General features: G+C 72.5%; 6 protein-coding genes. 2 read left to right on the forward strand and 4 right to left on the reverse strand.

Annotated elements, in window-relative coordinates:
* From G4D87_RS24160 to G4D87_RS24170, 3 genes are all read right to left on the reverse strand, one after another.
* Positions 1 to 3455, reverse strand: a 3455-nt coding sequence (locus G4D87_RS24160) for a UvrD-helicase domain-containing protein (RefSeq protein WP_163784568.1), incomplete at its 3' end; no start/stop codon positions are given.
* Positions 3452 to 6691 (reverse strand): PD-(D/E)XK nuclease family protein, encoded by a 3240-nt coding sequence (locus G4D87_RS24165; RefSeq protein ID WP_163784569.1) that lies wholly within the window; start codon positions 6689 to 6691, stop codon positions 3452 to 3454. The genes G4D87_RS24160 and G4D87_RS24165, both read right to left, overlap by 4 nt.
* A gap of 162 nt (positions 6692 to 6853) precedes the next feature.
* On the reverse strand, positions 6854 to 7675 hold the full coding sequence (locus G4D87_RS24170) for a GNAT family N-acetyltransferase (RefSeq protein ID WP_163784570.1): 822 nt from the start codon (positions 7673 to 7675) through the stop codon (positions 6854 to 6856).
* A 50-nt stretch (positions 7676 to 7725) separates the two neighbouring features.
* Here G4D87_RS24170 and G4D87_RS24175 point away from each other — a divergent pair, with 50 nt between their 5' ends.
* Positions 7726 to 8670 (forward strand): phosphatase PAP2 family protein, encoded by a 945-nt coding sequence (locus G4D87_RS24175; RefSeq protein WP_163784571.1) that lies wholly within the window; start codon positions 7726 to 7728, stop codon positions 8668 to 8670.
* A 17-nt stretch (positions 8671 to 8687) separates the two neighbouring features.
* Here the strand turns inward: G4D87_RS24175 and G4D87_RS24180 are convergent, their stop codons facing one another.
* The gene (locus G4D87_RS24180; RefSeq protein WP_163784572.1) at positions 8688 to 9596 is read right to left on the reverse strand and encodes a metallophosphoesterase; all 909 of its coding nucleotides are present in this window, start codon (positions 9594 to 9596) and stop codon (positions 8688 to 8690) included.
* 194 nt (positions 9597 to 9790) lie between these two features.
* Between G4D87_RS24180 and G4D87_RS24185 the strand changes: the two genes are divergently transcribed.
* Positions 9791 to 11286: AlkA N-terminal domain-containing protein (locus G4D87_RS24185; protein ID WP_163784573.1), on the forward strand; the 1496-nt coding region annotated here is incomplete at its 3' end.

Genomic DNA, 11286 nt, shown 5'->3' on the forward strand with positions numbered 1-11286 from the left:
CCCACCCGCACCGGCACCCCTTCTCGCACCATCCGCCGGGCCACCAGCCCCAGGGCCGCCAGCTCGTAGGTGTACGCGGCCGCTCCCAGCGGATGACGCCCACCGTGTTTGAAGGCCACCACCACGGCCTCCCCTGGGGGGGATTCCCACAGCAGGTCCACCGCGCCCTCGACACCCACCTCACCCTCCAGGGCAAGCATGAAGGGCAAGCCCCGGTGAATTGTCTGTGACGGCGCCCCCGCCAGTTCACGTGCGAACGCCGACGTCAGGAAGCGCTCCACGGTGTCCAGCACCGCGTCCATGCCCTCTTCGTCCGGCAGCGCGCCCGCGTCACGCAGCACCGTCTCCAGGTGGGCCCGCCGCTCCGAAGCGTCCACCTCCGGCGCCGCCAGTCGGAGGTCTACGGCGCGGAGCAGCCGCTGCATCAGGTCCTCGGGCCGCTCGGCGGGAAGCCAACCGTCGGGCTCCACCAGCGGCGGCGCGCCACGGGGCAACACCTCCCAGGGCCACGGCGCACCACGGAGCCCCAGCCGGTGCACGTAGTGGAAGCGGCGCGGACAGGCGATGAAGTCCTGCAGCGCCTCCGCGGAGGCCACCGCGGCGCCCAGGGATTCGGCTTGCGCGACACGCTGCCCCCGCACCCGCAGCAGCGCGGCTTCGACGCGCGCCTCGGCGAGCAACAGGGCCTCTGGGCCGGGCGGCTCCGGGTCCGCGGGCGGAGGGAGCGTGTCGACGTCCAGCTCATCGACCAGGCCCCGCAGCTCCGCGTCCACTTCCAGGCGCCCGTCGATGAGGTGCCACCAGGAGTCCTTGCCACCGCGCGGCTCCGCGCCGCCCGCCAGCACCAACCTGTCCTTGGCCCGCGTGAGCGCGACATAGAGCAGGCGGCGGTACTCGGCGTCCTCGCGCGCCTTCAGCTCCGCGCGCACCGCGTCGAAGCGGCTGGAGGTGTAGTCATCATCCAGCGAATCCGGCACCCACGGCCGCAGGGAGATGCCATGCGTGCGCTCGAAGTGGGCGCGGCCCGAGGTGCTGCGCCTCCGGCCGCCCATCGAAGGCACCACCACCACCGGCCACTCCAGTCCCTTGGCGCTGTGGATGGTGAGGAGCTGCACCGCGCGCGGGTCGCTCGCGTCCAGCAGGTCCGCCTGGGCCTCCGTCGGGTTGTTCTCCGCCAGCATCCGCAGCTCGCGCGCGAAGGCCACGCAGCCGCCCGTGCCGCGCTCGTCCCGCCGCGACGCCAGCGCCAGCAGCTTCTCCACGTTGGCGCTGGCCTGCTCCGCGTAGGGCGAGCCCGCCAGCGTCTCGCGGTAGCCCGTCACGTCCAGCGCGGACACCAGCAGCTCCCGCACGCCCATCCGGTCGCGCTCCCGCCGCAGGCCTGGGAGCGCGGCGAGGAAACGCTCCAGGCGCTGCCGCTCACGCTCGGACAACGATGCCAACACCTCCGGGTCCGTCAGCCGGGGCGACGCCAAGGACAGGGGCGCGTCTCCCGCCAGGCGGAACAGTGACGCGTCCTTCAACCCCACCAGGGGAGAGCGCAGCACCGCGGCGAAGGCCAGCGCATCCTCGGCGTCCGCCAGCAGCGCGAGCAGCGAGGCCAGGTCCAGCACCTCCTGCGCGCCGTAGAAGCCGCGGCCGCGCAGCACGCGGTGCGGGACACCGTGGCGGATGAGCGCCTGCCGGTACACCTCCAGGTGCGTGAAGGTCCGGAAGAGCATGGCCACGTCACCGCCCCGCGCGGGACGCAGCCCTTCGCCATCCTCGCGCGCCACGGAGGCAGGTGCCCCCGGCGCCAGCAGGCACCGGAGCCTGCGGGCAATCGCATCCGCGTCCAGCCAGCGCAGGTCCGCCGCCGTGTCCGCTTCCTCCAATTGCAGCCGCTCCACCACGGGCGCGTCCGTCAGCGACGGCCTCACCGCGGCGAGGTCGTCCTGCTCCGGTACGTAGATGACCTCGAAGGGCCGAGGCGCCTGGGAATCAGCGGCGACGAGCACCCCCGCGAAGGTGCGGTTGAAGAACGACAGCAGCCCTGGCACGGAGCGGCGGTTGTGCTGGAGGAAGCCGCGCGTGCCGCCCTCGTCCACCAGCTTCTTCGCCAGCACGGAGAAGACGGACACGTCCGCGCCGCGGAACTCGTAGATGGACTGCTTGCGGTCACCCACCGCGCAGAGGAAGGCGGGCTCCAGCGGCAGCGCCGTCACCAGGTCCACGTCCGGCGCCAGTTCGCGCGGCCCGTCCTCGCGCTTCTCCGCCAGCAGCAGCACCAGCTCCAACTGGAGGCGGTTGGTGTCCTGGAACTCGTCCACCAGCAGCGCGCCGATGCGCTCCTGCACCTGGCGGCGGAACTCGGGATGCGCGCGGAGCAGGTCGCGCGACTTCACCAGCAGGGACGTGAAGTCCAACACGTTGCGGCGGGACAGCTCCGTGTCGTGCCGCGTCTCCACCCGCGTCAGCAGCTCGCGGAATGTCACCTCGAAGGGCGCGGTGCGCCATGCGGCCCAGGCATCATCCAACCGGGGCACGGAGCCATCGCTCTTGCCGAAGACGCGCCAGTAGAGCGCTCGCACGGGCCCCGCGGCGCCCTTGCTGAGCCGCGCGAAGTTGCGACCGTCCGCCTTGAAGCACGCGCGCAACCACGGGAAACGCTCGCCCTGCCCGAAGTTCTCGGGCGTCATGCCGTTGAGCGCGCGCTCCAGGCCACCCAGCAGCCGGCTCCACTCGCCCTTCGCGTCCAGGCCCCGCGCCTCGGCGCACAGCTCCAGGCACCGGGTGACCGACGACTCCAGCTCCGCGCGCGCTTCGGCGGCGTCACTCACGGCGGCCTGCTCCGCGCGCAACCCCTCTTCGCGCAGCTTGCCGTAGACGGCCATCAACGCGGCCACCAGCCCGTCGGAGAAGCCCGAGCCGGAGAAGCCCAGCTCCTGGCACAGCTCCCGGACCTGCGCGTCACCGGCCTCCAGCGCGTCCAGCACCACGCGCTCGCAGACGTCCTGCACCAGCCCCGTCGCCTCGAGCGAGTCCAGCACCTCGAAGTTCGGGTCGATTCCCACCGCGGGCGGCGCGCGGCGCAGCAACTGGCCGCACAGCGAGTGGAAGGTGCCCACCGTGGCCGCGCCCAGCTCCTCGCGCAGCTGCCGCCAGGCATCCGGCAGCGGGAACGGCTTGTCCAGCCGCGCCAGCGACGCCCGCAACTCCACTTCCTGGTCCAGGCGCGTGTCGCCCTGCGCCAGCCCGTCCAGACGCTGGCGGACGCGCGAGCGCATCTCCGCGGCGGCCTTGTCCGTGAACGTGAGCATGCACAGCCGCGACGGACGCACCGCACCGCCGGCTTCGCGCGCGCCGGCCAGCAGGTGCAACGTCATGGTGACCAGGCTGTACGTCTTGCCCGCGCCAGCGCCCGCCATCAGGGCGAGGTTGCGCTCCAGCGCGAAGAGGGACGGCTCGGCGCTCATCCCCCATCCTCCGTCACGCGCCGGTCCGTAATCCGGCACACCGCGCGATAGCCACACGCCCCGCAGTCCTGGGGCCGCGCGGCGAACTGGCCTTGCCGCAGCGTGCCTACCAGCGCCTCCACCGCGTTGGGCAGGTTGAGGCCTGCCTTCTCCGCCACCTTCGCGCGGACCTCGGGGTCCTTCGACAGCAGTTCGTCCAGCTCCGCGTCGGAGATGACCTCGGACAGGCGGATGGCCATGCCCGTGCGCAGGGAGAACCACGCGGCCTGCCGCGCGTCCGCGTGGCCGCTCTCCCGCGCCGCGTAGAGGTACAGCGGGAGCTGGAAGTCCGACGTGAGCAGCCGCTCCTTCAACGAGCGCTTCTCCAGCTTGCCCGACTTGTAGTCGATGACGCCCACCTCGCCGCCCGACGTGTCGAGCCGGTCGATGGTACCCTCGAAGTACACGGGCTCCTCGCCCGCGTGCAGCACGACGTTGCTCCACTTGTCGTCACGGGCGGCGGGGCCGAAGCGGAACTCGAAGTTCTCCGGCGTCATCGCGTCGAAGGGCAGGCCGCGCCGCTCATCCACGAGGATGCGGCGGGCCATCGCCCGGGCCCGCTCGTGCGCCAGCTTCCACAGCTCCGGATGCCCAACGTGGTGCATGCGCTCGAAGTCCTTGATGGCGGCCTTGAGCGCGGCGTCCAGCACCTCGTCCGGAACCTCCTCCGGCGCCTTGCCCAACAACCCCTTCTCCTTCAGCGCCGCGAAGACCTCCTCCACCACCTTGTGCCAGAAGGTGCCGCGGCCCCGGGCGTCGAACTCCTCGCCCGGCACATCCGGCTCGGCCACCTTCAGGCCGTACGAGAGGAAGCCCTGGAAGCCGCAGTTGCCGAAGCGCGCCAGCGCCGACGCGGAGAGCGGCCGGGTGATGTCGAACCGGAACGTCTCGCGCAGGGACTCGCGCTGCGTGTCGACGTCCACCGAGCCGGAGTACGGGCCGGGCTGCACCTTCGGATCGCCAAAGAAGAACAGGCGCTCCAGCTCCACCTCCGACAGCTCGCGCGCGCCCGCGTACCAGGCTTCGGGCGCGAAGCGACGCCGGAGCACCGAGGCCGCCGCGTCGGGTTCGGTGACGCGCAGCTTCGGCTGGGACAGGGCTTCCAGCGCCACGCAGCGGCGCAACTCGGACTCGGTGAGCACTTCGTCCAGCGGCGGAATGGGCGACAACGAGCGCGGCGCCCACTTCAGGGCCGTGAGCCGGCGCACCTCTTCCAGGAACGCCGACGGCACCTGCTCCTGCCCCCCCGAGGACTCCACCGCGAAGGACAGGCTGACGGTCGCCTCGGAGGCCGCCAGGGCGCTGGCGAACAGCAGGCGGTCCTCGGTGAGGCGCCAGGCCGCGCGGTCGTCGAACTCGCCGCCCGTGAGCCGGAAGACATCGCGGCCCAGGTGCTTGTTGAGCGCGGCGCGCTCCGCGTCCGCCAGCAACGGTGACGGAGCGTCACGCCCGGGGAAGCGGCCTTCCGTCAGCCCCGCGAGGAAGAGGTGCTGGAAGGAGCGGCCCGGCAGCTCGGCCACGTCGAGCACCTCGACGGCGGCGCCACGAGGCCCGCGCGGAGGAAGGTGCGCATCCGCCATCGCGTCACGCAGCCAACGGCCAAAGGTCCGGCGGCGCATCTTCGGTCCTCCGCCCACCGCCTTCATCATCCGCGTCAGGCCCTGCACCCGCAGGCGGAGCGCTTCGCGCGCGGCGTCGTCCCGGGCCCGCGCATCCGCCGCGCGCGCGCCCAGCCCGCCCTCCTCGCGTGGCGCCAACGCACCCTCCGAAGCCACGAGGCCCAGCCGCTCCACCACCTGCCACCACGCCGCGAGCAGCTCCACGGCGGTGCCTTCTTCGGGGATGCGGCGACAGGCCTCCACCAACATCAGACAGCGCTCACGCAACAGCTTCACGGCGTCGGCGCGGCGGCTGTCCTGCGCCTTGCGCGTCCCGCTGAGCGCGAGCAGCCGCCGGGCCAGCCCATCCAGCCGCACGTCGTAGGCGCCCCGGCCTCGCACCGCGCCCAGCCGGTCATCACGCACGGCGGCCTGGGCGAAGAGCGTCGCGGGCGCGTCCGGCCCACCGCGCGACAGCTTGGGCGCGTAGCGGCTGCTCATCAGGTCCGCCATGCGCTCGACCGGGAAGCCGTCCTCCACCAGCAGCGGCAGGTCCAGCGCCAGCCGCACGGGCCCGGCGAGTCCCAGCGGCTCGCCCCAGGGGAGACGCACCGGCACGCCCAGCTCCCCCAGCGACTCCGCGAGCCACCCGGCCTCGGGCCCCAGCTCGCGATACGCCACCGCGATGTCGCCGGGGGCCACGCCTTCGGCCAGCAGGCGCCGCACGTCCCGCGCCAACAGCCGCGCCTCGTCACGGGCCGTGGCCGCGTTCCACACGCGCAGGGCCGGCACCGCGTCCTTCAACACGTCGCGCGGCGCCGCGGGCGAGAAGAGGTGGCGTCCCAGGTCGATGAAAGGCCGGCCTTCAAACGTCACGTCCGCCTTGAAGAGGTCCACGTGCGTCATGGAGTCGCCGCGGTTCTCGAAGGCGCGGAACAGCGCCGTCAGCGCCGCGTCCGCCGCGGGCGAGCCACCCACCGGCGTCTCCACGCGCAACGTCACCCGGCGGGACTCGCACGCCGCCGCCAACGCCAGGAGCAGCTCCAGCCCCGAGGGCCGCACGTCGTACACCCCGTGCAGCACGAGCGTGCGCAGCCCCTCCCACCCCACGGGCCACGCGCCTCGGCCCAGCGCCTCGCGCGCACCGCGCAGCACGTCCTCGCGGTCGGCGAGGCAGAGCTCCGCCATCCGATGTTCGTACAGGTGATACAGGCGCGCAATCACGCGGACCCGGGTCCTGCGCTCCTGCGGCAGGACTTCCACCGCGTCCTGAAGCTCCCGAGCGGACAGGCGCCCGGCCTTCAGGTCCAGCACCACGTCCAACGCGGCGCGCGCGAAGGCGGGCTCTCGCACATAGTCGCCGAAGGGCGTGGGCCCCAGCTCCAACCCCAGGGAGGCCACCACCGCTCGCGCCGCCACCGCCGGGCACGGACGCCGGTTGAGCTCGCGCGCGCCGCCCATCGCCTGCAGCAGCTCCTCCCAGGTCAGCAGGTGCGCGCCCACGCTCAGCCCACTGGCGTCACCCATGGCCCGCAACGCGGCCTGCCGCCGGCCGGCGTCGGGGAACACGTGGAGGGTGCGGCCAGAGCGGAAGGACATGCGGGGTGGATTCTAGAACGACCGGGCGGGTGACTTTCATGCTCCATTCAAGGCCCGCCGCACAGGTCATTTCCGTGCCTGCCCGGCCGCTGTCCACGTATTCCCGGTCCATCCATCGATATCCGCGCCGGGCAACCCGGCCCTACAGCGAGCCTCGGAGGCTCATGAACGCGCCTCCAGTGGCAGCTCCAGCTCAAGCTGTGTGAGCGGAGTCGCCCCCAACCCCGCGCCCAGGAAGAAGCGCGCCAGGGGGCCCTCCGGAACGACGGCGCTCACGACCAGCGCCTTCCCGGGCCACCGCGCGGCCAGCGCGCCCAGGAGTCTGCGGCCAGCGCCCTGCCCCCGGGCCGAGGGCTCCACGCCCACGGACCGCACCCCCAGCGTGGGCGCCGACACGTCCGCCACCACCGCCACCGCGGCGCCCAGCCGGAACGCACGCGCGGGCAACGCCAGCCCCATGACCGTCGCGGGGGCCAGTTGCCAGGGCAACCCCTGGGGCAGCAGCCGCGCGCACTCCCACGGGTCCACTTCCTCCAGCGCGGAGGCACCCGCCAAGGGCTCGGGCGTCCCCATGAAGCCCACCAGCCGGCGCACGCACTGGAAACCCAGCCGTTCGTAGAGCCTCACCGCGGGCGCGTTCTGTTCGATGACCTCCAGCACCAGCCGGGTGTCGCCCCGCGCTCGCGCGTCCTCCAGCAGGGGACGCAACATGGCGCCGCCCAGCTTGCGATTCCGCCAGGCGGGCACCACCCCCATCCCCGCCACGCGGCGCTCCCGCCCCCTGCGGGCCATCAACACGAGCCCCACGGGCTCCCCGTCCACGCGCGCGACGCGGCTCTCCTCCAGCGAGATGTGCTCACTGCGCACGCGCGCGTCGAACAGGCCGGGGGCGTCCGGCACGGTGACGAAATAATCCTCGAAGGCGCGGGCGAACAGCGTGGAGAGGGCGCGCAGCGGCAGTTCCGACGCGGGGGTCAATTGCATGAGGGGGGCACGCCTCCAAAGACATGCGCGGCCAGTCTACGCATGAAGTCATGGAACAGCGCTGGAACCCGACGGGAGTGCGCCCCTATGCTGCCCCTGTGCGCCTCCCTTATCGAGCGTTTGCCATTGCCGTCCTGCTGGCCGTCGTCCCCTGCTTCCCCGCCGCCGCGCAAGACGGCTCGGACGAGCCGCGGCTCCATGAACTCCGCTTCGACTGGACCCGGGATGGCGTCATCACCGGCGCGGCCGGCGTGTTGTGGATTTCCAGTGAGGCGTTCTTCAAGGACGACCTGGCCCCGGCGCAGTGTCGCTGGTGCGACCGCGCGCCAGATGGGACGGACCGCCTCAACCGGCTGGACCGCTGGGGACGGGGCCTCGCCGGGTCGACGCCGTCCGCACGCAAACGGGCCCACGACTGGAGCAACATCATCGGCTTCGGCGCGCTGCCCGCGGGAGTGCTCGGCATCCAGTACGCCGTGGGCCAGGGCTCGGGCGCGCCGACGCGCTACTTCGCCCAGGACGCCACCATCATCGTCCAGAGCGCGGTGCTCGCCTCCCTGGCGAACCAGACGGTGAAGTTCATCGCCGGCCGTGAGCGCCCCTTCGTCCACGTGCTGCCCGAGGACCAGAAGGGCCTCACCGACCACCCCAGCGACAACAACCTGTCCTTCTACAGCGGCCACACCAACCTCGCCTTCTCCCTGGTGGTGTCTGCGGGCACCGTCGCCGCGCTGCGCGGCTACAAGCACCAGGCGTGGATCTGGGCGGTGGGCGTGCCCGTGGCCACCTCCGTGGGCCTGCTGCGCATGGGCGCCGACAAGCACTACCTCACGGACGTGGCCACCGGCGCATTGCTCGGCTCGGCGGTCGGCGTCGCCGTGCCCCTGCTGCTCCATGGCCGGAAGGGCGAGGCCACGCCGAACGTCCAGCCAGGGCAGCTTCAGATGACGCCCGTGGCCAGCGCGCGGATGATGGGCATCTCCGGCACCTTCTAGCGCCGCGCCGGCGCCGCTCAGAGGCCGAACTCCGCGGGGGCTCCCTCGCCCTCCGCGGCCAGCGGTGGCAGCGAGTTCATGTCCCAGCGCTGGCCCGCGGTCCATGACACCGCGCCCGACAGGCCCCAGCCCGCGCGCAGGGCCTGACGCTCCTCGTACTCCAACCAGAAGATGGACTCCTGGGATTTGGCCGCCTGGTCCAGGCAGGCGATGCGGGTGGCCGGACGTCCCGGGCCCTCCAGCGTCACCGCGAAGCCCTTGTGTGAATGGCCGCACAGCATCCACTTCGGCAACACCGTGTCCACGAGCCGCCGCGTCACGGGATTGCCAATCCAATAGGAGGGCAGCGGCCTCGGCGGTGACGGGTTCTCCTCCCGCGCGCGCTGGACGATGCCGCGCGGCCACTCGTGGACCAGCATCAGGTCCACGTCGCACAGGGCCGCCACCTGCTCGACCTCCGGCGTGCGGAAGTAGCCGGCCTGCTTCACCATGTCCGGCGAGGAGGGGGGCTTCAGCGGCTGGTCGATGAACCGCGGCGCGTGGATGCCCGACAGGTACGCCACCCGCAGTCCGCTCAGCTCGCGGACGCCCGCGCGGCCCAGGTACGTCACGTTCGGCGCCAGCGTGCCGCCCTCCTGGAGGTCGTGCAGCGCCTCGAAGTCCTCGTTGTTGCCGCCAATGAAGTACAGGGGCCGCTTCACCTGCCGGAGCCCATCCGCGTATTCCGCGAACTCGGCGGGCATGGCTCGCTTGGCGGCCTTGCGCCGGTGGTCATCCGCGCGGCGGAAGGCCTCCACGTCGCCTACCGCCAACACCAGGTCCACCCGGCGGCCTCGCGCCTGCTCCAGCGCGTCCAGCCACGTCTCCACGCGGTGAAAGCGGCCATGAATGTCGCCCACGGCCGCGACAAGTAGGGGTTCCGGCATCTTGCTTGAAAGGCTGCACGCGCCCTACCGCCCTGTCGAGTCGAGATCATCCCATGTCGCCAATGGCTGACAGAACGCAACCTCTCCTGGCGGCCAATCCCGCCTCACGGTGGCTGACGCACCCCGACACACCCGCGCCATTGAGGTCCGAAAGCGGCCAGACAGGGGCCACCGGGTATGGGAGTTTGCCTCCCATGAACGGCCTGGACGCCAGTGCGTGCTACCGCGCGATGCAGACCCGAGATGCCCGCTTCGACGGGCGGTTCTTCACCGCCGTCCGGACGACGCGCATCTATTGCCGGCCCATCTGCCCGGCCCGGACGCCCCGGTTCGAGAACTGCACTTTCTATCCCAGCGCTGCCGGGGCGCAGGAGGCGGGCTACCGGCCCTGCCTGCGCTGCCGCCCGGAGACGTCACCGGACCTCGCCTTCTGGCGGGGCACCTCCAACACCGTCGCCCGGGCCCTGGCGCTCATCGCCGAGGGCGGCCTGGATGATGACGGCGCCGGGGTGGAGACGCTCGCGGGCCGGCTGGGCGTGGGCGACCGGCAGCTGCGGCGGTTGTTCCAGCAGCACCTGGGGGCCTCGCCCGTGGCCGTCGCCCAGACGCGGCGCGTGCTGTTCGCCCGGCAGCTCCTGCACGAGACGACCCTGCCCATGGCCGAGGTGGCGCTGGCCTCGGGGTTCCGCAGCGTCCGCCGCTTCAACGACGTGTTCCGCGCCCTATATGGACGGCCTCCCAGCGCGCTCCGCCGGAGCCGGGCCCCCGTGGGCGATGCCGCCGCGGGTGTCACGCTCTTCATCCCCTACCAGCCCCCCTATGACTGGGAGGCGATGCTGACGCACCTGGAGGCCCGGGCCCTGCCGGGCCTGGAGCACCTTGAGGCCGGACGCTACCGGCGGACCGTGGCGACCGCGGGCGGACAGGGCACCGTCGAGGTCTTCCGGGCCCCTGGCCGCGACGGGTTGCTCGCGACGCTCCGCCTCCCCCAGGTTCAAGCCCTGCCCACGGTGGTGGCGCAGGTCCGGCGCGTCTTCGACGTGGGCGCGAACATGGACGTCATCCGGGAACACCTGTCCCGGGACGCGCGGCTCGCTCCGTTGGTGGCCCTGCGGCCAGGACTGCGAGCACCCGGAGGCTGGGACGGCTTCGAGCTCGCGGTCCGGGCCGTGCTGGGCCAGCAAGTCACGGTCGCCGCGGCGCGAGGACTCGGAGCGCGGCTGGTCGCGGCGTATGGCGAGCCCATGGGCGTCGAGTCGACGGGAGACAGCCGGCTGACGCGCACCTTTCCCCGGCCGGAACGACTGGCGCAGGCGGACTTGAGCACGCTCGGGATGCCCGCCGCCAGGGCCCGGACCTTGTCGAGCCTGGCCGCCGCGGCCGTCGCGGACCCGAGGCTGTTCCAGCCGCGCGCCACGCTGGAAGAGACGGTCGAACACTTCAAGCGCATCCCCGGCATCGGAGATTGGACGGCGCAGTACATCGCGCTGCGCGCCGTGCGCGAAACGGATGCCTTCCCTTCGGCGGACGTCGCGTTGCTGCGCGCACTCACGGGCGAGGATGGCGTGCGGCCTGCCCCGGATGAAGCGCTCCGCCGCTCCGAAGCCTGGAGCCCCTGGCGCGCCTATGCCGCGCAGCACCTCTGGGCCGCGGATGCCACCCGGCCCGGGCCCACACCCCACCTTACCCG

Origin of the sequence: Myxococcus vastator, from assembly GCF_010894475.1 — a bacterium.
GTDB lineage: Bacteria > Myxococcota > Myxococcia > Myxococcales > Myxococcaceae > Myxococcus > Myxococcus vastator.

What these genes read in the sequence shown, in the direction of transcription:
- G4D87_RS24165 (WP_163784569.1), bottom strand. Translation starts at nt 6,691, where the DNA reads ATGTCCTTCCGCTCTGGCCGCACCCTCCACGTGTTCCCCGACGCCGGC.
- G4D87_RS24170 (WP_163784570.1), bottom strand. Translation starts at nt 7,675, where the DNA reads ATGCAATTGACCCCCGCGTCGGAACTGCCGCTGCGCGCCCTCTCCACG.
- G4D87_RS24175 (WP_163784571.1), top strand. Translation starts at nt 7,726, where the DNA reads ATGGAACAGCGCTGGAACCCGACGGGAGTGCGCCCCTATGCTGCCCCT.
- G4D87_RS24180 (WP_163784572.1), bottom strand. Translation starts at nt 9,596, where the DNA reads ATGCCGGAACCCCTACTTGTCGCGGCCGTGGGCGACATTCATGGCCGC.